17 protein-coding genes are annotated in these 23,218 nt (G+C 59.8%); 8 read left to right on the top strand and 9 right to left on the bottom strand.

The window, feature by feature from the left end; all coding sequences use genetic code 11:
• Positions 1-66: 66 nt before the first annotated feature.
• Entirely contained in the window at positions 67-1,083 is a 1,017-nt protein-coding gene (gene dusA / locus HWX89_RS16700) for a tRNA dihydrouridine(20/20a) synthase DusA (RefSeq protein WP_138795020.1), read from the top strand.
• 1,136 nt (positions 1,084-2,219) lie between these two features.
• Positions 2,220-2,858 carry a hypothetical protein gene (locus HWX89_RS16695; protein WP_246705197.1) on the top strand — a complete coding sequence of 213 codons (639 nt, stop codon included), beginning with the start codon at positions 2,220-2,222 and terminating at the stop codon, positions 2,856-2,858.
• Between the two features lie 182 nt (positions 2,859-3,040).
• Here the strand turns inward: HWX89_RS16695 and HWX89_RS16690 are convergent, their stop codons facing one another.
• From HWX89_RS16690 to uvrA, 3 genes are all read right to left on the bottom strand, one after another.
• Positions 3,041-3,718, bottom strand: a complete 678-nt coding sequence (locus HWX89_RS16690; protein WP_138795021.1) for a permease — start codon at positions 3,716-3,718, stop codon at positions 3,041-3,043.
• A gap of 329 nt (positions 3,719-4,047) precedes the next feature.
• Positions 4,048-4,848, bottom strand: coding sequence for a DUF72 domain-containing protein (locus HWX89_RS16685; protein ID WP_138795022.1), 801 nt, complete (start codon positions 4,846-4,848; stop codon positions 4,048-4,050).
• Between the two features lie 53 nt (positions 4,849-4,901).
• The gene (gene uvrA / locus HWX89_RS16680) at positions 4,902-7,823 is read right to left on the bottom strand and encodes an excinuclease ABC subunit UvrA (RefSeq protein ID WP_138795023.1); all 2,922 of its coding nucleotides are present in this window, start codon (positions 7,821-7,823) and stop codon (positions 4,902-4,904) included.
• A gap of 308 nt (positions 7,824-8,131) precedes the next feature.
• Between uvrA and HWX89_RS16675 the strand changes: the two genes are divergently transcribed.
• A complete protein-coding gene (locus HWX89_RS16675) occupies positions 8,132-8,686 on the top strand; it encodes a single-stranded DNA-binding protein (RefSeq protein ID WP_138795024.1) in 555 nt (184 codons plus the stop codon).
• Positions 8,687-8,761: 75 nt separating this feature from the next.
• Here the strand turns inward: HWX89_RS16675 and HWX89_RS16670 are convergent, their stop codons facing one another.
• Positions 8,762-9,910 carry an HPP family protein gene (locus tag HWX89_RS16670; protein ID WP_138795025.1) on the bottom strand — a complete coding sequence of 383 codons (1,149 nt, stop codon included), beginning with the start codon at positions 9,908-9,910 and terminating at the stop codon, positions 8,762-8,764.
• Positions 9,911-10,033: 123 nt separating this feature from the next.
• Positions 10,034-10,666 carry a MarC family protein gene (locus tag HWX89_RS16665; RefSeq protein WP_138795026.1) on the bottom strand — a complete coding sequence of 211 codons (633 nt, stop codon included), beginning with the start codon at positions 10,664-10,666 and terminating at the stop codon, positions 10,034-10,036.
• 217 nt (positions 10,667-10,883) lie between these two features.
• Between HWX89_RS16665 and gyrA the strand changes: the two genes are divergently transcribed.
• A complete protein-coding gene (gene gyrA, locus HWX89_RS16655) occupies positions 10,884-13,676 on the top strand; it encodes a DNA gyrase subunit A (RefSeq protein ID WP_138795028.1) in 2,793 nt (930 codons plus the stop codon).
• Between the two features lie 122 nt (positions 13,677-13,798).
• Here the strand turns inward: gyrA and HWX89_RS16650 are convergent, their stop codons facing one another.
• Together HWX89_RS16650 and HWX89_RS16645 are read right to left on the bottom strand one after the other, a co-directional pair.
• On the bottom strand, positions 13,799-14,347 hold the full coding sequence (locus tag HWX89_RS16650; RefSeq protein WP_138795029.1) for a GNAT family N-acetyltransferase: 549 nt from the start codon (positions 14,345-14,347) through the stop codon (positions 13,799-13,801).
• Positions 14,348-14,477: 130 nt separating this feature from the next.
• On the bottom strand, positions 14,478-15,371 hold the full coding sequence (locus HWX89_RS16645) for a LysR family transcriptional regulator (RefSeq protein WP_138795030.1): 894 nt from the start codon (positions 15,369-15,371) through the stop codon (positions 14,478-14,480).
• Positions 15,372-15,420: 49 nt separating this feature from the next.
• On the opposite strand from HWX89_RS16645, the gene HWX89_RS16640 reads away from it, so the two are divergent.
• Both HWX89_RS16640 and HWX89_RS16635 read left to right on the top strand, forming a co-directional pair.
• Positions 15,421-16,437, top strand: coding sequence for an alpha/beta hydrolase (locus HWX89_RS16640; protein WP_502707602.1), 1,017 nt, complete (start codon positions 15,421-15,423; stop codon positions 16,435-16,437).
• Positions 16,438-16,502: 65 nt separating this feature from the next.
• On the top strand, positions 16,503-17,468 hold the full coding sequence (locus HWX89_RS16635) for an alpha/beta hydrolase (protein WP_138795031.1): 966 nt from the start codon (positions 16,503-16,505) through the stop codon (positions 17,466-17,468).
• A gap of 88 nt (positions 17,469-17,556) precedes the next feature.
• Here HWX89_RS16635 and HWX89_RS16630 read toward each other — a convergent pair whose 3' ends face one another.
• Positions 17,557-18,084: a DUF4269 domain-containing protein gene (locus HWX89_RS16630; protein ID WP_138795032.1), complete on the bottom strand. Its 528-nt coding sequence runs from the start codon at positions 18,082-18,084 to the stop codon at positions 17,557-17,559.
• Positions 18,085-18,121: 37 nt separating this feature from the next.
• Positions 18,122-18,772 carry a TetR/AcrR family transcriptional regulator gene (locus tag HWX89_RS16625; RefSeq protein WP_138795033.1) on the bottom strand — a complete coding sequence of 217 codons (651 nt, stop codon included), beginning with the start codon at positions 18,770-18,772 and terminating at the stop codon, positions 18,122-18,124.
• 79 nt (positions 18,773-18,851) lie between these two features.
• Between HWX89_RS16625 and HWX89_RS16620 the strand changes: the two genes are divergently transcribed.
• Together HWX89_RS16620 and HWX89_RS16615 are read left to right on the top strand one after the other, a co-directional pair.
• Positions 18,852-20,075 (top strand): efflux RND transporter periplasmic adaptor subunit, encoded by a 1,224-nt coding sequence (locus HWX89_RS16620; protein WP_138795034.1) that lies wholly within the window; start codon positions 18,852-18,854, stop codon positions 20,073-20,075.
• Positions 20,075-23,209 (top strand): efflux RND transporter permease subunit, encoded by a 3,135-nt coding sequence (locus HWX89_RS16615; RefSeq protein ID WP_138795035.1) that lies wholly within the window; start codon positions 20,075-20,077, stop codon positions 23,207-23,209. Before HWX89_RS16620 ends, HWX89_RS16615 begins: the two co-directional genes overlap by 1 nt.
• Positions 23,210-23,218: the final 9 nt, after the last annotated feature.

Genomic DNA, 23,218 nt, shown 5'->3' with positions numbered 1-23,218 from the left:
GTTGAAAACGATGCATCGAGATAAAAACGCTGATGAAGCGATACACTAACAAACGGTCATAAGACATTGAATTTCTACAAAGACGCCGTACAATCCGGATCTCCGATCTTCGCGGTTGCGCCTATGATCGATTGGACTGACACGAGGTGCAGATTTCTGCATCGGCAGTTGTCGAAGCGTGCGTTGCTGTTCACTGAAATGATTGTTGCCGATGCCATTATTCATGGGCTGCGGGAGAAACTGCTCGGCTATCATCCGCAGGAGCATCCGGTGGCGTTGCAGCTTGGTGGGTCTGATCCGGCCAAGTTGACCGAGGCGGTGCGTATTGCCGGTGATTACGGTTATGATGAAATCAACCTCAATGTCGGCTGCCCTTCGGACCGTGTGCAGTCCGGCACGTTCGGCGCCTGCCTGATGCGCGAACCGGAGACGGTGGAGCGTTGCGTGGCGGCGATGAAGACTGTTTCTTCCGTGCCTGTGACCGTCAAATGCCGGATCGGTGTGGACGATCAGGAGCCGGAAGTGGTGCTGCCAGACTTCCTGAAGCGTGTTGTTGCGGCCGGTGCCGATGCCGTTTGGGTTCACGCCCGCAAGGCCTGGCTGCAGGGACTGTCGCCCAAGGAGAACCGTGAGGTTCCGCCGCTCGACTACGACCTTGTTTACCGCATGAAGCAGGAAAACCCCGATGTCTTCATCGGCATCAATGGCGGCATTTCCGATCTCGACCAGGCCGAGGCGCATCTAGAACATATGGATGGCGTGATGCTTGGCCGTGCCGCCTATCACAACACGTCCATTCTGGCCGATGTCGACCACCGCATCTATGGCGATGCGGCAAGCGCACCGGACTGGATGGCGCTGCGCGACACGATGATGGCCTATGCCGCTGAGTATATCGCCGCTGGCGGACGCCTGAACCACGTGACCCGCCACATGGTTGGTCTGTTTCAGGGCATGCCGGGCGCACGCCGCTTCCGCCAGATCCTGTCCAGCGACGCCACGCGCCCTGGTGCCGGGCCTGAAGTCATCGAGGCCGCTTTCGCCGCCATCGATTTCAACCCCGCGAAAGAACTGGCTGGCTGAGCCGCCAGTCGCCTTACTGTCGAATTCAGCGTTGTGAACGGGCAGGTGGGGCTCTTCCCTGAGGGCGGCGATTTTCAGAAACGCCTGACGGCACGGAGCTACCACGGCGGGAAAGTTCTGGACTAGCCGGATGCTGGCAGGGTTCCGAGAACTTTGCTGCGATCCGTGTTGCTACTCGGCCAGGTGGGCAAGGCGAAGCCTGCGGCTACGGACTTCCGTCCGGTCAGAGCGTCTGGCGCAATGGACCGCTTCTCATCTCGCCACAGAAACCAGCCTTTGCGACGGGCAGGTGGGGCTCTTCCTGAATGGTGGCGATTTTTTCAGAAGCACCTGACAGCACGTAGCTACCAAGACGGGAAAGTCTGTTCCTGTTTAGCCCTGCAGGGTAACCGGTGTTCCGATCGCACGTGTCGCGCCTTCGTGATCTGTGATCGCTTGTCGGCATTCGTGCTATCCGCATGAGCAGCTTCGCGACCGATTATAATGGGCAAGTCGCAACCGGAAGGAATATTACATTTATCGATTTTCCCGTTTCTCATTACCTTTGGTAATGAATAGGCGCCCTACTGGATACCGACGCCGTCGGCTAAGCGAAGAATTCCAAACAGATACGGATTTTGGCGGCTGCATTGGCCCCACGGTTTTTGCACCGATAGAGTGCGAAAATCTATTGCAGCGCAACCCTTCTTATGAAGATATCTGGATTTGGGGAAAGCAGGGGGCAAGCAGTAAATGAGCCGGGAACTTTGGCAATTGATTACATACTATCGCCATCGTAGCGAGCTCTGGACCCTTCGTCTCAGTCGATCACTATACTCGCCTTTTCGACCTTTCCCGACCATAGTACTGATGATTTTCTGGTATGCTGCGGCTAGTCTCCCGCTCCTTCTGGCATACTTTCTTTTGTTAGGACTTTTCGGCGAGACGGCCGCAGTTTTCATTATTAGCCTGCCCGCCCTCGTTTTTTTGTTTATGTTCAGTCCGTGGTTTTTTCGCTGGTATTGGATAGGCGTGAGCTTGCAGTTTGGGAGCTTTAAAGCTGCAGACGCCAAAGAAGAAGAACTGTCGAAGCAGCTTGAAGCGTTTAAGGCTAGACGCTCATAATTTCCGTTTGGCGACCGTATTGGAGAGTTCAATTGCAGACGGACGACCCGCCGACCTATCGCTTTACCGCGAAAGTCGAGAAGCATCATAAAAGCTCTCCAGGCATCAAGATGGCCTACGTCATCGACGCGCAAGGCCTCTCGGTAACGCAAGGACGGTCCGTCACACTGGTCCCATGGACTTCGTTTCGTTTCCTGCACATTCACGTTACGAGTGGGGTCGGCACCACTGGGTTTCCAGTTTACAGCGCGCGTTTGCGGACATTCTTCGCGTCGAGGGAGGTATCCTCGCTGGATTGGCAGGGAGAGACAGGCTTCGATCGATCCGCCGACTATGTTCGCTTCATGGAAGAACTGATTCCGTTCGCAGTCGCCCGTAACCCGCGTCTCCGTCTTCGATACGGCGGCGACCCTATGATGGAGGCGGCGATCCCGACGGTGCTGACCCTCTTGATCGCGCCGTTCGCCCTTATCCCACTTTTGATCTTCAAACCGCTCGGAGCTCTTCTTGCTGGCTGGACAAAGGCTTTTGGCAAACCCGTGGCTGCGGCGATCGTCATGATTTTTGGTGTCGTGCTGAACATGATTCCATGGTCCACCGGTAAGCTGTTCAAGGCCGACGATCTGCCCATCGCAGAACTCCCGCCGCGATATCGGCGAGGTGGCATCTGAAGACGTGGGCAAGGTGAAGCTTGCGGCCACAGGCTTCAATCCGGCCAGGGTGTCTCGCACACTGGACAGCCAGCCGGCGCGCGGCAGCAAACACCAGCCTTTGCGAAGGGCGGGCAGATTTTTGCTAGAGTGGATTGCGACCTCTCGGAGCGCGCCTTTATCGATCCTATCGGCCCGTGGTTTCACTTCCAGTTTTTCAGTGTCCAGCCGATCATCAGCGCTACGGCAAGGATGACGATGATCGCGATGACGAACCTTCCGGCAAACAGCGCCACGGCACGAAACGTGCTGATGGCGAGATCGTGTTTGAACCAGCGCACCTGAGCTACGCCATACCAGAGCGTCGCCACGGCAAAGAGGGCAATGCCCGCCGTCAAGCCGAGATGATGGGGAATGAGCATGAGGTCCAGACCGATCCCGGCCACGAAGACGAAGGACGAGGCGACATAACACTGGCTGTAGAACGGTGGTCGCAGGGTTTGTCTCGTCAGCCTTGTGGATTTTCTCCGGACCAGCGTCACCGCCATCACCAAGGGCAGCACGCCGAAGATTACCCCCCGGGCCAGCAGCAGATTGGCGGTGGGCGCCAAGAGCGTTGGGAGGGCAGCATCGGCGTAGATGGATGGTATAGCGGCGGAGATAGCCTGCGCCACCAGAAGGGTCAGAAGCAGGAAAAGCGGGGGACTGAGCGTGTCGGTGTACTGTTCTTCGGGACGATCCGCCAGTTCCTCGTCTGCATATTGCATCATCCGCAGCGGGTTGGTGAGCGACCGCCACATCGTAATGGGATAGAAAACGAGCCAGGACACCATTTCGTAGAGAAGATCCTCAAGGGATTTCAGCAACTTCATGAAGTCCATGTCTGTCCTCGCATTCGCCCCGATACCACAGAACTGACGGCCACATTTGCCGGGCCAGTCCCATGTCGACGCGGAATAACAACCGACTTGTCGCGTGGAGGTCAATGCGAGAGTGCCATAAACCGCACTCAAGCTATTCTTATTGGCGAAATGCACCCGTTCCGATGGGGCTGCTCATCGAAGCCAGCATGGAGGCAACGTCTACGTCTGATGAGATACAATGGCAGGGGCAGGGGCAGGTGCCCAAAGCGGTGGGAAGGACCTGAACTGCCACGGATACTCCAACCGGGTAGAGCGGTTCACGGGAACCGCTGCCACCATTGAAACGATCAAACGATCTTCTGCAGGGCCTGTGCACCGTTCGGGGCGTTGACCTTGCCGCCGGTGATGAAGAAGGCGAAGACGTCGCGGGGTTGTTTTTCGGCCTTGCGATCAGGGGCAATCATCGGCAGATCGTCGGGTGCGCCGCCGGCCGCGTAGGTCTTGATGCGTTTTGCCCAGTGGTCGATTTCCGTCTGAGGGTAGCAGGTCGGAATGTCGTCTTCGCCTTTTTGCAGACGGCAATAGACGAAATCGGCCGTCACGTCCGGCAGCATCGGGTAATCGTGGTGGTCGGCGCAGACGACGGCGACATTGTGCTTCGCGATCAGATCTATGAACTCCGGCACCTGGAAGGTCGGGTTACGGACTTCAACGACGTGGCGCAGCTTGATGCCATCCTGCTTTTCCGGCAGGAGCGCCAGGAAGGCGGCGAAATCATCTGGCTCGAACTTCTTGGTCGGCGCGAATTGCCAGAGGATCGGGCCCAGATGGTCGCCCAGTTCCGTTAGCCCCTGCGTCAGAAACCGGGTCATGGATTCCTGCGCTTCAGCCAGAACCTTGCGGTTGGTGACAAAGCGGCTGGCCTTCAGCGAGAAGATGAAATCGTCAGGCACTTCCGATGCCCATTTGGCAAAGGTTGCCGGTTTCTGGCTGCCATAATAGGTGCCGTTGACCTCAATGGCCGTCAGTTGCCGGCTGGCATGTTCAAGCTGGCGCTTCTTGGCCAGCTTTTCCGGGTAAAAGGTGCCTTCCCAGGGCTCAAATGTCCAGCCGCCTATGCCGGTGCGGATCGTGCCTGACGTGGCCATGTGCTGTTTCCTCCCTGGGAATGTATCGGTGTGATCGGTTCAAGGGGCGACGGTTATTCCGCCGCCACCTGCTTTCCCGCCGGGTGGCGTTCGAGAAGTTCTTTCAGGAACTGGCCGGTGTAGGAGCGTTCCACCTTGACGATGGCTTCCGGTGTGCCGGCCGCAACCACTTCGCCACCGCCGGTGCCGCCTTCGGGGCCGATATCGATGATCCAGTCGGCCGTCTTGATGACTTCGAGATTGTGCTCGATCACCACCACCGAGTTGCCCTGTTCCACCAGCGCATGCAGCATTTCCAGAAGCTTTTTCACGTCATGGAAGTGCAGGCCGGTGGTCGGCTCGTCGAGAATGTAGAGCGTGCGGCCGGTGGAGCGTTTGGACAGCTCCTTGGCCAGTTTGACGCGCTGGGCTTCGCCGCCCGACAGGGTATTGGCCTGCTGGCCGACCTTGATGTAACCGAGACCGACATCGAACAGCGACTGCAGCTTGTCACGCACCGCCGGCACGGCGGCAAAGAACTCGACACCTTCCTCCACGGTCATATCCAGAACGTCGGCAATCGACTTGCCCTTGAAGGTCACGTCGAGAGTTTCGCGATTGTAGCGCTTGCCGTGGCAGACGTCGCAGGTCACGTAAACATCCGGCAGGAAGTGCATCTCGATCTTGATGACGCCATCGCCCTGGCAGGCCTCGCAGCGGCCGCCCTTGACGTTGAAGGAGAACCGGCCCGGTGCATAACCGCGTGCCTTTGCCTCCGGCAGACCGGCGAACCAGTCGCGGATCGGCGTGAAGGCGCCGGTATAGGTGGCCGGGTTGGAGCGCGGCGTGCGGCCAATCGGCGACTGGTCGATATCGATCACCTTGTCGATGAATTCGAAACCGTCGATCCGGTCGTGTTCAGCCGGGATTTCACGCGCACCCATGATCCGGCGTGCGGCAGACTTGTAGAGCGTTTCGATGAGGAAGGTGGACTTGCCACCGCCGGAAACGCCTGTCACCGCCGTAAACACGCCAAGCGGCACGGAGGCCGTGACGTTCTTGAGGTTGTTGCCGCGTGCGCCGACGACCTTGATCTCCTTGCCCTTCTTGGGCTTGCGTCGTTCGGACGGAACGGTCACGCCCATTTCGCCGGAGAGATATTTGCCGGTCAGCGATTTCGGATTGGCCATCACGTCCTGCGGCGTGCCTTCGGCAATGACCTGACCGCCGTGAATACCGGCGGCGGGACCGATATCGACGACATAGTCAGCCGTCAGAATGGCGTCTTCGTCATGTTCGACAACGATTACCGTGTTGCCGATGTCGCGCAGATGTTTCAGCGTTTCCAGCAGGCGGGCATTGTCGCGCTGGTGCAGGCCGATCGACGGCTCGTCCAGAACGTAGAGAACGCCTGTGAGGCCGGAACCGATCTGCGAAGCAAGGCGGATACGCTGGCTTTCGCCACCCGAAAGCGTGCCGGAGTTGCGCGACAGGCTGAGATAATCCAGCCCCACATCATTCAGAAAGCGCAGGCGTTCGCGGATTTCCTTGAGAATGCGCACGGCGATTTCGTTCTGCTTGGCGTTGAAGGTCGCCGGCAGGGTTTCGAACCAGGCACCCGCCGTGCGGATCGACATCTGGGTGACTTCGCCGATGTGCAGCTTGTTGATCTTGACGGCCAGCGCTTCCGGCTTCAGGCGATAGCCGGCGCAGGCCGGGCAGGGCGCTGCCGACATGTAACGTTCGATTTCCTCACGCGCCCAGGCGCTGTCGGTTTCCTTCCAGCGGCGCTCGAGGTTCGGCACGATGCCTTCGAAGTTCTTGACCGTCTTGTAGGAGCGGGCGCCGTCCTGATACTGGAACTCGATCTTCTCTTCGGTGCCCTGCAGGATGGCGGTCTGCGCCTCCCTGGAAAGATCCGTCCACTTGCTCGACAGCTTGAAACCGAAGGCCTTGCCGAGCGCTTCCAGCGTCTGGTTGTAATAAGGCGAAGAGGATTTCGCCCATGGCGCGACCGCGCCGTCACGCAGGGTACGGGCGGGTTCGGGAATAATCAGGTTCTCATCGACCTTCTGCTGCGAGCCGAGACCGTCACAGGTCGGGCATGCACCGAAGGGGTTGTTAAACGAGAACAGGCGCGGTTCGATTTCCGGAATGGTGAAACCGGAGACCGGGCAGGCGAATTTTTCCGAAAACAGCACACGCTCATGCGTCTCGTTCAGAGACTTGTTGGCGGAACCGCCAGCTGCGGTTTCTTCGGGGGGCAGCGGCTTGTCGGCGAATTCGGCAATGGCCAGGCCATCGGCCAGTTTCAGCGAGGTTTCAAGGCTGTCGGCAAGGCGCGCGGCCATGTCGCCACGCACCACGGCGCGGTCCACCACCACGTCGATGTCGTGTTTGTATTTCTTGTCGAGGGCCGGAACATCGGCGATTTCGTAGAACTGCCCGTCGACCTTGACGCGCTGGAAGCCTTTTTTCATCAGCTCCGCCAGTTCCTTTTTATATTCGCCTTTGCGGCCACGCACGATCGGCGCCAGAATATAAAGACGCGTGCCTTCCTCGAAGGCCAGAATGCGGTCAACCATCTGGCTGACGGTCTGGCTTTCGATCGGCAGGCCGGTGGCCGGCGAATAGGGAACGCCGACACGCGCAAACAGCAGACGCATGTAGTCGTATATTTCCGTGACAGTGCCGACCGTCGAGCGCGGGTTGCGCGAGGTCGTCTTCTGCTCGATGGAAATGGCCGGCGACAGACCTTCGATCTGGTCGACATCCGGCTTCTGCATCATTTCCAGAAACTGGCGCGCATAGGCCGAGAGGCTTTCGACATAACGGCGCTGACCTTCGGCATAGATGGTGTCGAAGGCGAGCGACGATTTACCCGAGCCTGAAAGGCCGGTCATGACGATCAGCTTGTTGCGCGGCAGATCCAGATCGATGCCCTTGAGGTTATGCTCGCGGGCGCCACGGATGGAAATCGTCTTCAGTTCACTCATGACAAGGCTCGGACATTGATAACGGGCTTGGTGGGGCGGTCCCTTATGTAGGCACGCAACCGGAGGAGTCGAGGTCTATTCCCAATCGGCCAATCGGTTTTCAGCTCTCTTGACTCGAATTTCGGGGTTTAATAGAACAAAAAAAGAACAAAAATCAAGCGGCAATGTCGCGCGGGTCGGAACGGGATTATTCTTTGTGGATAGAGTCCCGTCTGCGGGTGCCTTTCGCGGGCTGCGATGGTTATTGTGAACGGAATTTTTTGAAATGCAAAGGCCGGGCAGAACAACCGGCGGACAGGATTAAAGAGATGGCTGGCAGCGTAAACAAGGTAATTCTGATCGGAAACGTGGGCGCCGATCCCGAAATTCGCCGGACGCAGGATGGCCGCCCGATTGCGAACCTGCGTATCGCGACCTCCGAAACCTGGCGCGACCGCAACAGCGGCGAGCGCAAGGAAAAGACCGAGTGGCACACTGTCGTGGTGTTCAACGAAGGTCTCTGCAAGGTTGTCGAGCAGTACATCAAGAAGGGCGCCAAGCTCTACATCGAGGGCCAGTTGCAGACCCGCAAGTGGCAGGACCAGAACGGCAACGACCGTTATTCGACGGAAATCGTTCTGCAGGGCTTCAACTCGACCCTGACGATGCTCGACGGTCGTGGTGAAGGCGGCGGCGCAAGCCGTGGCGGTGACTTCGGCGGTGGCGACTTCGGCGGCAGCTCTTACGGCGGTGGCAGCGGCGGCGGTTCGAACTACGGCGGTGGCGGCGGTTACGACCAGCAGTCGTCGCGTGGCGGTTCCTCGCGTGGCGGCCAGCCTTCGGGCGGCTTCTCCAACGACATGGACGACGATATCCCGTTCTGAGAACCGGGTTTATCGGGCTCTGGAATACAAGGTGGCGGCCGAAGGGCTGCCACCTTTTTTATTGCCGGTACGTGCTCAGGCGGCGGCCTTGTCGGCCAGCATCGACACCATGACATCCGACTGCGACACAATGCCGACCATCTTGCCGTTGTGATCTGTCACCGGCAGGTAGTGCAGCCCTTCCTCGGCAAAGCGGATAATGGCTTCCTCCACGGCCATGTCGGGCCTGACGGTCTTCACCGGCGAGGTCATGATATCCTTGACGGTGTCGTTCGGCGCCCTGGCGCCGGTCAGAATGAGCCGCAGCCGCTGGCCGAAGCCGATTGCCGGCCGGCCCTTGTTCCAGCTCGCCTTTTCGAGAAAATCCGTCTGCGTGACGATGCCGACGATCTCGGCCCGGTCATTCGTCACGGGCAGCGCCTTGAAATGGTGGCTGCGCATCAGCGCATGGGCATGGGCGAGCGAATCTTCCGGCGCGACAGCCACGACATCGCGGGTCATGACGCTTTCGCAATCGAGGTGACTGGCCCTGCGGCGGTAGGAGCGCAGTTCGGTCTTGCGCAGGATCAGTTCCAGCTCGTCACGGTCGATATCGAGAACCTGGTCGTATTCCTTCAAAACCTCGTCCAGATCGCTGGAGGCAAAACCGATCTTCTGGATCGAACCGAGATTGCCGGCGCCGTGGCTGGAGGCTGCGGGCTTGATCGAGTGCGGATAGGGGCGGCCCGTCATGTTGTTGTAGAGCAGCGCCAGCGCCAGCAGGATCAGCGAATTGCCGGCGACCGGCCAAAGCAGGAAACCGTAACCGAGATCGTGCACGGCAGGGCCGCCGAGAACGGCCGTCAGCGCCACGGCGCCACTTGGCGGGTGCAGGCAGCGCAGCGCCATCATCGCCGCAATGGCAAGGCCGATGGCCAGCGCACTGGCAAAGAACACATCCGGCACCAGCAGCGCGACCGTGACGCCGACGAAGGCCGCCACCAGATTTCCGCAGAGGATCGACCAGGGCTGTGCGAGCGGGCTGGAAGGCACGGCAAATAGCAGCACGGCGGACGCGCCCATCGGCGCGATCATGGCGGGCAGGGCGGGATCGAAGCGAAAGGCAAGACTGCCGAGAAGGCCGGTGACAAGAATGCCGACGAGGGCACCGAGCGCGGCGCGCAGGCGCTCCTTGAGACTGGGCGGGGCGGCATCCGGGATGAGGCGGCGCAGCATGGATTGCATGGGAGGCACTTTCGATTGGTCGATGGCCGCCTTTTAACCCGCGCACGCGCCGCAATCAAAGAACGGAATTTCCGCTCTCGTCCGACTTCCAGGATTTTGTTGCAAAAACGCCTTTCGGGCGGGCTATGGCAGCGCGAAGGCGGACCTTATGCCATCCACCACGAACTGCACGGAGAGCGCTGCCAGGAGCACGCCCAGCAGGCGCGTCAGGATTGCCCGGCCGGTATTGCCGAGAAAGCGGTCCATGCGCTCGGCCACGATCAGCGCCGCATAGACCAGCGCCATGGCGAAGGCGAGGATCAGGATGAGGATGACCATCTCGATGGTGGTTTTCATCGAGCCGGCCAGAAGCACGGTGGCGGAAATGGCGCCGGGCCCGGCAATCAGCGGCAGGGCCAGCGGAAAGACCGCCAGATTGTGCAGATGGTCCTTGGTGATGGCGATCTCGGAGGTCTTTTCCTTGCGCTCCTGGCGCTTTTCGAAAATCATTTCGAAAGCGATCCAGAACAGCAGCAGGCCACCGGCAATGCGGAAGGCGCCGAGCGAAATGCCGAGCAGGTTGAGAATGGCAAGGCCGCACAGCGCAAAGACGGCAAGAATGCCGAAGGCGATCAGCGAACCGCGCAGCGCCACCTGCTTGCGCTGGTCACGCGTCATGCCCACGGTCAGGGCAAGGAATACGGGGGCAAGGCCGGGTGGATCGAGCGTCACCAGAAGGGTGGTGAGCGCATTGATGAGCGTTTCGCTGCCAGGCATTTTTTCCCCTGCTTATGTTATTTTGGCCGTGAGCCTACGCAAGTCGATGGCGGTTTTAAAGGGAGGAGCGGTGCTTTTGGGCGGAGAAGGCGAGAAAAGCGCTGTTTGTCTTGCATTTGACGCAAAAGGCTGTTCAAAACTTGCCGGGAAATTGGCTTAACCTTGCTGTTTCCGCTATAAAAATTCATCCGATTCTTAACAGAGAATGTGATCCGTTTTGACTGACCAAAGTCCCCCCGGCGGCGGAAAGCTTCCGCCAGGCATCGAGCCGATTTCCATCATCGAGGAAATGCAGCGGTCGTATCTCGATTACGCGATGAGCGTTATCGTGTCGCGCGCACTTCCCGATGTTCGTGACGGCATGAAGCCTGTTCATCGCCGCATCCTGTACGGCATGTCCGAACTTGGCATCGACTGGAACAAGAAATACGTAAAGTGCGCCCGCGTCACCGGTGACGTGATGGGTAAATTCCATCCGCACGGCAACTCTGCCATCTATGACGCGCTTGCGCGTATGGCGCAGGACTGGTCGCTGCGTCTGCCGCTGATCGACGGTCAGGGCAACTTCGGCTCGATCGACGGCGACCCGCCGGCGGCTGAACGTTATACCGAGTGCCGTCTGGAAAAGGCCGCGCACGCGCTGCTCGACGATCTCGACAAGGAAACTGTCGACTTCCGCGACAACTACGACGGCACGCTTCAGGAACCGGTGGTCATTCCGGCCAAGTTCCCGAACCTCCTGGTCAACGGTGCTGGCGGTATCGCCGTCGGCATGGCAACCAACATTCCGCCGCACAACCTTTCGGAAGTAATCGACGGCTGTATCGCGCTCATCGACAATCCGGCCATCGAGCTAGCCGAAATGATGCAGATCATTCCCGGTCCCGACTTCCCGACAGGCGCCTTCATCATGGGCCGCTCCGGCATCCGCTCGGCTTACGAGACGGGCAGGGGCTCGGTCATCATGCGCGGCCGCGCCACCATCGAGCCGATGCGCGGCGACCGCGAGCAGATCATCATCACCGAAGTTCCCTACCAGGTGAACAAGGCAACGATGATCGAAAAGATGGCCGAACTGGTCAAGGAAAAGCGCATCGAGGGCATTTCCGACCTGCGCGACGAGTCCGACCGTCAGGGCTACCGCGTCGTCATCGAGCTGAAGCGCGATGCCAATGCCGAAGTCATTCTGAACCAGCTCTACCGTTACACGCCGCTGCAGACCTCCTTCGGCTGCAACATGGTGGCGCTGAACGGCGGCAAGCCGGAACAGCTTACGCTGCTCGACATGCTGCGCGCTTTCGTATCCTTCCGTGAGGAAGTTGTCAGCCGCCGCACCAAGTACCTGCTGCGCAAGGCGCGCGACCGCGCGCATGTGTTGGTGGGTCTGGCCATTGCCGTCGCCAACATCGACGAAGTCATCCGCGTTATCCGCCACGCGCCGGACCCGGCGTCCGCGCGTGAAGAACTGATGACGCGCCGCTGGCCGGCCGAGGATGTCGAAAGCCTCGTTCGCCTGATCGACGATCCGCGCCACCGCATCAACGAAGACGGCACGTACAACCTCTCGGAAGAGCAGGCACGCGCCATCCTCGAACTGCGTCTGGCCCGCCTGACCGCACTCGGCCGTGACGAAATCGGCGACGAACTGAACAAGATCGGCGCTGAGATCAGTGAGTATCTCGAAATCCTGTCGTCGCGCGTGCGTATCCAGCAGATCGTCAAGGACGAGATGGCCGCCGTACGTGACGAATTCGGCACGCCACGCCGTTCGGAAATCGTCGAAGGCGGCCCCGACATGGACGATGAAGACCTCATCGCCCGTGAAGACATGGTCGTGACCGTATCACATCTCGGCTACATCAAGCGCGTGCCGCTGACGACCTACAAGGCGCAGCGTCGCGGCGGCAAGGGCCGTTCGGGCATGGCAACGCGCGACGAAGATTTCGTCAACCGTCTGTTCGTGGCCAACACCCATACGCCGGTGCTGTTCTTCTCGTCGCGTGGCATCGTCTACAAGGAAAAGGTCTGGCGCCTGCCGATCGGTACGCCACAGTCCAAGGGCAAGGCGCTGATCAACATGCTGCCGCTGGAACCCGGCGAACGCATCACCACCATCATGCCGCTGCCTGAGGACGAGACGACGTGGGAAACCCTCGACGTGATGTTCTCGACGACGCGCGGAACGGTGCGCCGTAACAAGCTGGGCGACTTCGTGCAGGTCAACCGCAACGGCAAGATCGCCATGAAGCTGGATGAAGAGGGCGATCAGATCCTCTCCGTCGAAACCTGCACCGACCGTGACGACGTGTTGCTGACGACGGCGCTTGGCCAGTGCATCCGCTTCCCGGTCGATGACGTTCGCGTCTTTGCCGGCCGTAACTCGGTTGGCGTGCGCGGCATCAATCTGGGCGACAGCGACCGCATCATCTCCATGACCATCGTTGGCAGCAGCGATGCGGCCCCATGGGAGCGTGCAGCCTACCTCAAGCGTTCGGCCGCAGAACGCCGTGCAGCCGGTGTCGATGAAGAAGACATCGCGCTGGTTGGCGAAGAGGTGACGGAAGAAGGCGAGCTCGGCGAAGACCGTTATCAGGAACTCAAGGCACGCGAACAGTTCGTGCTGACCGTTTCCGAAAAGGGCTTCGGCAAGCGTTCGTCCTCCTACGACTTCCGCACCTCCGGCCGTGGCGGCAAGGGCATCCGCGCCACCGACACGTCGAAGACGACGGAAATCGGCGAACTGGTTGCAGCCTTCCCGGTTGAAGACAACGACCAGATCATGCTCGTCTCGGATGGCGGCCAGCTGATCCGTGTACCGGTTGCCGGTATCCGCATCGCCAGCCGCGCCACCAAGGGCGTGACGATCTTCTCGACGGCCAAGGATGAAAAGGTCGTCTCGGTCGAGCGCATCAACGAGCCGGAAGGCGACGAAGACGCTGAAAACGGCAATGGTGCCGAGGTCGAAGACCAGGTCACCGAGCAGCCGGAGGCACCGGAAGGCGAGGCATAAGCCTCAGCTTTCAGGTCTCGCAAAAATCAAAACCCCGCGGAGCGATGGCACCGCGGGGTTTTTTGTTGTCTTGATGGAGATTGCGGACCCCGCCTTGTCACCGGCAGGAGACCATCAACATCTCAGCTCTGCCATTCAGAATTCAGAACGGCATAAATGAACTCGTCACCCCAGACGCCGTTGAAGCGGTCGTTCTGCACAAGATGCGCTTCCCTGCGCAATTTCAGGCGTTCCACCACGCCGATGGAGCCGTGGTTCAGCGTGTCCAGCCGCGCGAAAATCCGGTGATAACCAAGGCTGTCGAAGCCGAGGCCGATCATGGCGCGCACCGCCTCTGTCGCATAGCCTTTTCCCGAATATGCCGGATTGAAAATATAACCGACCTCGGCCTGAAGTGCTGCCGTACTGGCAATCTTCAGAAGCACCTCGCCAAGCAAAGCATCGTCATCACGACGGATGACGGCAAGTCGCAACGTATCGCCATCCTGTTGAAACGCCGCCGAAAGGATCGATGTGAACTGCGCTTCCAGCGCCGCCCTGGCTGGCGGCGCGGCGTAGAGGAACCGGTAAACGTCGCTGCGCGCATGATAATCCGCATAGGCGGAAAAATCCTGCGGCTGGAATGGGCGAAGGATCAGGCGTTGCGTTTCGAGAGGCAAAGTCGGGATCATGGATACTCGCTGCAAATGTCTCCCGGCTATTTGGGGTCGCAAGGGCACAGCCACAAGACAAGACGGCACTGGCATTGCGGTGCTGATGGCATCCGCCGGATCAGCACCAAACGAGGCACAAAGAAGGTTTTCAGCTTCGGTGGCGAACCGCGTCGACAAACAGGTTGAAGGCCGGGGAGGAGTGTCGGCGGCTTGGGTAATAGAGGTGGTAACCGGGCAGGGGAGGCGTGCTCTCCTCCAGCGTCCTGACGAGACGGCCGGCGGATATATGCCCGGTCACCTGATCGAGCGGCAGATAGGCCAGCCCCAGCCCGTCGATTGCCGCATCGAGGATCAGTTCAATCGTATTGAAGACCAGCGGACCATCGACATGGACCCTGATCTCACGCCCCTTGTCGATAAACCGCCACGCGTTCAGCACGCCTGTGGTCGGCAGCCGCAAATTGATGGCGCGATGATCGACAAGCTGTTCGGGATTTTCCGGGAGCGGGTGCCGCTTAAAATAAGCAGGGGAGCCAACGATCGCCATCGGTACATCCGGGCTCATCCGCACGGCAATCATGTCCTTCGCGACCTGCTCTCCCAGACGAACACCCGCATCGAAACGGTCGGCGACGACATCGACCAGCCCGTAATCGACGACGACCTCGACATTGATGTCGGGATACCGGCTCAGCAGTCTGGTGACGGCGGGGCGGATGATGGTTTTTGCCGCATGTTCGACCGAGGTGATGCGGATCGTGCCGGCCGGACTGTCGCGGAACTCGCTGAGTTCGGAAATGCGCTGGTCGAGATCGCGCAGCATCGGCGCCAGCGTCTGCACCAGCCGTTCCCCGGCTTCGGTCGGCGCGACGCTGCGGGTGGTGCGCGCCAGAAGCCGCACGCCGAGCCTTTCTTCCAGCCGCCTGACGATGCCGCTCAATGCGGACTGGGACAGGCCGAGTTTCAGCGCGGCGCGGGTGAAGTTGCGCTCTTCCGCCACAACGACAAAAGCCGTCAGATCCGCCATTTCATCGCGTTTCATTTATCACCTCAGTGATAGGTTCATGCAATTCTCTATCATAGAGTGATAGGTGAGATGGATCTATATTTCCAGTCATCCCTTCTGGTGCACGACAGACCAGACCAACAAGGAGGATATGACCATGGGAAAGATCAGCTTCACCAATTCGAATAACCCTGAAATCACCATGTCGGCCGTCATCAACTTCCCCGCAGGCTTTGATGAGAACCGCCAGTATCCCGCCATCGTCGTCTCCCATCCCGGCGGCGGCGTGAAGGAACAGACCGCCGGCACCTATGCCCGCAAGCTTGCCGAAGCAGGTTTCGTGACGATTGCCTATGACGCCTCCTATCAGGGCGAAAGCGGCGGTGAGCCGCGCCAGCTCGAAAACCCGTATATCCGCACGGAAGATGTCAGCGCCGTTATCGATTACCTGACGACGCTTGCCTATATCGACCAGACCCGCATCGGCGCGATGGGCATCTGCGCCGGCGCCGGTTACACCGCCAACGCCGCCATTCAGGACCGCCGCATCAAGGCCGTTGGCACAGTGAGCGCGGTCAACATCGGCTCGATGTTCCGCAACGGCTGGGAAAACAACGTCAAGGACATCGACGCCTTGCCCTATATCGAGGCGGGATCGAATGCCCGTACGGCCGATGCGGCAAGCGCCCAGAAGGGACAGATGCCGCTTGCTCCGCTGAAGGAAGAGGACTCGCCGAATGAAGAACTGCGTCAGGCATGGGAATATTACCACACGCCCCGCGCCGAATGCCCGACCGCACCCGGTTTTGCGACGCTGCGCAGCCTCAACCAGATCATCACCTATGACGCCTACCACATGGCCGAGGTTTATCTGACACAGCCGTTGCAGGTCGTTGCCGGCAGCAAGGCCGGAAGCAAGTGGATGAGCGATGACCTCCTGAAGCGTGCCGCAAGCCGAGACAAGTCGCTGCATGTCGTTGAAGGTGCCAACCACATGGAGCTGTATGACGGCGAAAAATACGTCGACGAGGCCGTGTCGGTTCTCGCCCCTTTCTTCACACGGACGCTTGAAGGATCGGTCGCCAGAGCGGCTGCAGAATAACAACAGCGCGCCTCGCATGAGCGAAACGGGCAGACGAGGCGCTCCTGCTTTTCGGGAGAAAGATCATGAAAACCGTACAGATTCAGAATGCCGACATGGCCTGGCATATTGCGGCGGACATTCACTTTCCGCCTGGTTTCGTGGAAACCAGAACATATCCCGCCATCGTCAGCATCCACCCCTTCGGAAGCTGCAAGGAGCAGACTTCGGGCAATGTCTATGGCAAGGCTCTGGCCGAACAGGGCTATGTGGTCATTGCCTATGACGCAAGTTTTCAAGGGGCTTCAGGCGGAGCGCCGCGCTGGATAGAGGACCCGACGCAGCGTGTCGAAGACGTCAGCAGGGTGATCGATTATCTGGTAAGCCTGCCTTATGTCGATGACGACCGGATCGGCGTGCTCGGGGTGTGCGGCGGCGGTGGTTACGCCCTCAACGCCACCCTGACGGAAAAGCGCATCAAGGCCGTCGTCAGCATCACCGGCGTCAATATCGGCCGGTTGTTCCGCGAAGGTTTCAGCGGATACAATCCGCTCGGCGCGCTCAGCGCCATGGCGGCGCAACGAACGATCGAGGCACGTGGCGGGGAGTTACAGGTCAACGAGCTGCTGCCGGCAAGCCCCGATGTTGCCCGGGAGAACGGACTGACCGAACGCGACGTGTTCGAAGCGACCGACTATTACAAGACGGAGCGCGGCAGACAGCCCGGCGGCTGGACAAGAATGCTGTTCTCACACGCGCAGAAAACACTGGCATGGGATGCCTTTGCATTTGCCGAAACCCTGCTGACCCAGCCGGTCATGGTCGTGATCGGCCAGAAGGTCGGCGCATTCGGCGCGTATCGGGACGGCATGGAGATCTACGGCCGCGCAACAGCATCGGCAGACCGCCAGTTGGTCTCGCTGGAAGACTGGTCGCATTACGACCTCTACGACAAGCCTGGACCCGTGGGCAAGGCGCTCAAGGAAATCGTACCGTTCTTCGGAAAACATCTGACTGATACATCGACGGCCAAGACACAGACAGCCGCATGACAAGACAGACGCCCCGGATGCCAGCGCATTCCGGGGCGTTTTTTTAGGTGGAGCGTAGAGCTTTTGCAGCAGATTCCATATCCAGCCGTCACACAAATCCGGCTTCGGCGAGCCTGCCGCGCAGTTCCTCGTCCGAAGCAGCCTCAAGGTCCAGCAATCCCAGATAGGGATCACCGGCGGACTGCAGAGCGCTCCAGAACGCCGGTTCGGTTTTCAATCCCTCGCTTCGGAGCGAGAGAATTTTCGTTTTGAATGCATTGCCGCCGAGGGCGAGAAGGCGTTTCTCGATCTGAAAATGACGCCATCCCGCCTGTTCGATCACAGGGAGGCGGCTGGCAAATATTTCGAAGTCCCAATCTTCTGCAGTAAAGCTTGCGATGATTGGCTGCTCGCTCGACGTCCACTGCCAGACACAAAACGCCTTGCGGTCTCCATATAAATTTACGACGTCCCGCAGGAAGGATTGCTGGTCAGTCGCATGGCACAGGATGTCGATATCGCTCTTTTCGGTATGCACACCCAGAGGGGGTGTTCCGGCGATATGTGGATCGTAGGCCGCAAGCGCCTCCATGATCCCGAGTGCCTGAATGGCCGCTTCATAGTAAGGACGTGTCATGGCGGCGGTTCGTTCCTTTACGCGATCACCGCATCCGTCACCTGGCCGCGGCCGAGGCCATGAAGAAGTCGATGCACCATCTGAGGTGACGGCGGCGGTCTTCCAATGTGGCCCAGTCGCGGCGGCCGGGTCCGGTTGGGCCGAGCAGCATATCCATCAGCATGCGCGCCCCACTTTCGGGGTTGTCGATCTTCAGCCTCCCACGCTCGATCTGATTTTTCAGCCAGTCGACCAAATCGCGCCTTGAAGGATCGGCGCCTTCGTCGCGGATGAAATCGAACAGTTCAGGCACTTCTTTCGACTCGGCAAAAATGATCGAGAGAAAGCTGTCGCGTTCCGCATCCATTTCCTCGTCGATATCGATGCGAAAGATACGTTCGATGACGATATCGACAGGTGCATCTTCATCGGCAGGGCGGGGCAGGTCCAGCATCATGCGGCGGTGATCGCCCACCACGGCCTTGAACAGATCGACCTTGCTCTCAAACGATTCGTAGATGGTCTGCTTCGAAATTTTGCAGCGCGCCGCGACCTTGGCGATGGTCGTGCGGCGAAAACCTTCCTCGGTGAAGGTGCGCCGCGCCTCGTCCAGAATCGTCTGTCGACGCTGCTCATCACTATAGATTTTCGGCCTGCCGCGGCTGCGTTCCGCCGGCTTTTCTGGCGTGTCGGGTGGTGCATTTTCCATGGTCGTTTTCCTACCACGCGTTGACTCTTACCGCAAATTGATTATTTGTACCCACCGTTACAGAAAAAGGTAAACACCCGTGCCCCCCAGATCAAAACCCATTTTTGCAGCAGGTTTCGCGTTTTTTGTGTGTGCAGCGCTTGCCGCCTGCAGCGACGAAAAAGCGGCAACTCCACCGGCCGCAGCCGCCAAGCCCAATGTCAGTGTCGTGGTGCTGAACCCGCAGGACGTGGCCATTACGGCGGAGCTGCCGGGCCGGACATCCGCTTCGCTGGAAGCAGAGGTCCGCCCGCAGGTCGGCGGCATTATCCGCAAACGCAATTTCAAGGAGGGCAGCGAGGTGAAGGCGGGCGACGTCCTCTACGAACTCGACCCCGCGACCTACCAGGCGAGCTATGACAGCGCCGTTGCCTCGCTGCAGAAGGCGGAAGGGGCTCTGCCGAGCGCACAGGCCAAGGTCGACCGTTACGGTCGCCTGACATCGAACAACGCCGTTAGCGAGCAGGACCTCGAAGACGCGAAGTCGACGCTGGCACAGGCCAAGGCGGATGTCGCGTCGGCCAAGGCGAGCGTCGAGACAGCCCGCATCAATCTCGAATACACCAAGATCCGCGCGCCGATTTCCGGCCGCGTCGATGCCTCGGCCATTACTGTCGGCGCGCTTGTCACGGCGGAGCAGACCACGGCGCTGACAACGATCAGAAGCCTCGATCCGATCAATGTCGATGTGACGCAGGCCAGCTCGAAGATCCTCGATCTCAGAGAGGCCGTCGATGCGGGGCAGTTGCGTTTTTCGGGCATCAACGTTTCGGTCAATCTGAAACTCGACAACGGCAAGGAATACGCCAAGACCGGCACGGTGGAATTTGCCGAGGCGACGGTCGATGAATCGGCCGGTACCGTCAAACTTCGCGCGCAGTTTCCAAACCCCGACCGCATCGTGCTGCCGGGCATGTATGTGCGTGCCGTGATCCAGGAAGGCGTTGCGCCAAACAGCTATCTGGTGCCGCAGCGCGGCGTGTCGCGCAACACCAAGGGTGAGCCGACCGCACGTTTCGTCAGCAAGGACAACAAGGTCGAAGAGCGCGTCCTGACGGTGGACCGCAGCATCGGCAACAACTGGCTGGTGACAGCAGGTGTCGAAGATGGCGACCGGGTGATCGTCGAGGGTACGCAGCGCACGCAGATCGGCCAGGATGTCGACGTGAAGGAAGTAACCATCGACAATGCGACCGGCGAACTCAAGGCTGCGTCCATCAACACGCCCAACAAGGTCGCCAGCCTGACGGAGGCGCAGCACTGATGTCTCTGTTCTTCATCAACCGCCCCATCTTCGCATGGGTGATCGCCGTCTGCGTGATGCTGGCAGGCGTGTTGTCGATCACCGGTCTCTCGATCTCGCAATATCCGCAGATCGCCCCGACCTCGGTAACGATCAGCGCCAGCTATTCCGGCGCTGACGCCCAGACGGTCGAAAACTCGGTGACCAAGGTCATCGAGCAGGGCATGACCGGCATCGACAATCTCGACTACATGACTGCCACGTCCACATCGACCGGCGAAGCCTCGATCGAGCTGACCTTCACCAACAAGGCCGACCCCGATGTCGCGCAGATGCAGGTGCAGAACAAGCTGCAGCAGGTGGAGTCCAACCTGCCCACGGCCGTTCAGACGGCCGGCATCACCGTGACGAAGTCGACCTCCAGCTTCCTGCTGATCGCCGCCTTCGTATCGACGGACGGCAAACTCAGCTCCACGGATATTTCCGACTATATCGACAGCACGCTGAAGGACCGCATTGCCCGCGTTGAAGGCGTTGGCGACACTCAGATGTTCGGCTCCGGCTATGCCATGCGCATCTGGCTGGACCCGGACAAACTGTCGAAATATTCGCTGACGGTTGGCGATGTCACCTCGGCCATCGAGGCCCAGAACACCCAGGTTTCGGCCGGGCAGCTCGGTGCCGCGCCGCAGCGCAAAGGCCAGCAGCTCAACGCCACGGTTACGGCGAAAAGCCGTCTCCAGACCCCTGAAGAATTCAGGAACATCATTCTTAAAAGCCTGACGGACGGCTCCGTCGTGCAGATGAGCGACGTGGCAACCGTCGAACTCGGCGCGGAAAGCTACACCACCACGACGAAATACAATGGCCAGCCGGCCAGCGGTCTCGGCGTCAATCTCGCCACCGGCGCCAACGCCATTGACACCGCCAACGGCGTCAAGGCGGCCATCGAGGCGCTGAAGCCGACGATGCCGCAGAATGTCGAAGTGGTTTACCCCTACGACACGACCCCGTTCGTGGAACTGTCGATTGAAGACGTGGTCAAGACGCTTGGTGAAGCCATCGTTCTGGTCTTCGTCGTGATGTTCGTGTTCCTGCAGAGCTTCCGCGCAACCATCATTCCCACCCTTGCCGTTCCCGTCGTGCTGCTTGGGACCTTCGGCATCCTGTCGCTGTTCGGTTACTCCATCAACACACTGACGATGTTCGGCATGGTGCTGGCCATCGGCCTTCTGGTGGACGACGCGATTGTCGTTGTCGAAAACGTCGAGCGCGTCATGGAGGAGGAGGGGCTGGACCCCAAGGCCGCCACGATCAAGTCGATGAAGGAAATTTCCAGCGCGCTGATCGGCATCGCTACGGTGCTGTCGGCCGTGTTCATTCCCATGGCGTTCTTCTCCGGATCGGTCGGCATCATTTATCGCCAGTTCTCGGTCACCATCGTTTCGGCCATGGTCCTTTCGGTCGGCGTTGCCCTGATCTTCACACCAGCGCTCTGCGCAACGCTGTTGCGTCCACCCAAGCATGACGCAAAGAACAAGGGCATTTTCGGCTGGTTCAACCGCGGCTTTGAAAAGACCACCCAGGGCTACCAGAAAAGCGTCGGCGGCATCATTCGCCGCAGCCCGGTATTCCTGGTGATCTTTGCGGCCATCGTCGTCGTCACGGGACTTGTCTTCACGCGCATGGAATCCTCGTTCATTCCGGATGAAGACCAGGGTGTGCTCATCGCCAGCGTCCAGCTTCCGCCGGGTGCGACCGAGGACCGGACCCGCAAGATGCTGGACGACGTCACCAACTACTTCCTCAATGACGAGAAGGACTATGTCGAAGGCGTGATGTCTTCCGTCGGCTTCAGCTTCGGCGGCGCGGGCCAGAACGTCGGCATCGCTTTCGTCAGCCTGAAGGATTTTGCCGGACGTACGGATGACAAGGCGAAAGCCGGTGCCATTGCCGGTCGCGCCATGGCGGCATTCTCCAGATTTACCGATGGCAGCGCTTTTGCATTGCAGCCTCCGGCCATTCCCGGCTTCGGCACATCCGGCGGCTTCTCGTTCTACCTGATGGACAACAACAGTGCCGGTCACGCGCAACTGATCGATGTCCGAAACCAGCTTCTCGCCGCTGCCGCCAAGGATAAGCAGCTGAGCGGAACGCGACCGAACGGCCAGGAAGACACGCCGCAATATTCGATCCAGATCGATGACAAGAAGGCGAGCGCGCTCGGCCTCGACCTCTCCGACATCAACACCACGCTGTCGACCGCGTGGGGCGGAACCTATGTCAACGACTTCATCGACCGTGGCCGCGTGAAGCCGGTCTACGTGCAGGGTGCAACGGATTTCCGCATGCAGCCTGAAGACCTCAGCCGCTGGTATGCCCGTAATTCCAGCGAGACGATGGTGCCATTCTCGTCCTTTTCGACGGGCAAATGGACCTATGGTTCGCCGCGTCTGGAACGTTACAACGGTGCGTCTGCCGTGGAAATCCAGGGGTCGGCCGCAGCCGGTGTCAGCTCGGGTACAGCCATGTCGTCGGTTGACAGCCTGATGGCGGAGCTGCCGGCCGGTTATGCGCATGAATGGACCGGCCTGTCGGCGCAGGAGCGCCTTTCCGGCAACCAGGCCCTGCAGCTTTATGCGATCTCGGTTCTGGTGGTGTTTCTGGCGCTGGCAGCACTTTACGAAAGCCTGACCATTCCCTTTGCCGTTCTCCTGTCTGTGCCGATCGGCATTTTCGGGGCGGTGGTTGCGGCAACCATGTTCGGGCAGACCAACGACGTCTACTTCAAGGTCGGTCTGCTGACGACCATCGGTCTTGCCGCGAAGAACGCGATCCTGATCGTGGAATTCGCCATCGAACAGCAGGCGCATGGCAAGGGCCTGGTGGAAGCAACGCTCGAGGCCGCACGCCAGCGTCTTCGCCCGATCCTGATGACCTCGCTTGCCTTCATCCTCGGCGTGTTGCCGCTGGCGGTTGCCGATGGCGCTGGCTCCGGTGCACAGAACTCGATCGGTATCGGCGTTATGGGCGGCATGATTTCGGCAACGGTGCTGGGTGTGTTCTTCATTCCGCTGCTGTTCGTCATCGTGCGCAGGATCTTCAGGTCGAAAGCCGCAACACCCGCCGCGATCCCCGTCGCGCCGGCAGAATAACCACCCCAG

It is taken from the genome of Rhizobium sp. RM (genome assembly GCF_013390595.1).
GTDB lineage: Bacteria > Pseudomonadota > Alphaproteobacteria > Rhizobiales > Rhizobiaceae > Agrobacterium.
This window is presented reverse-complemented; position numbering and strand designations above follow the sequence as displayed.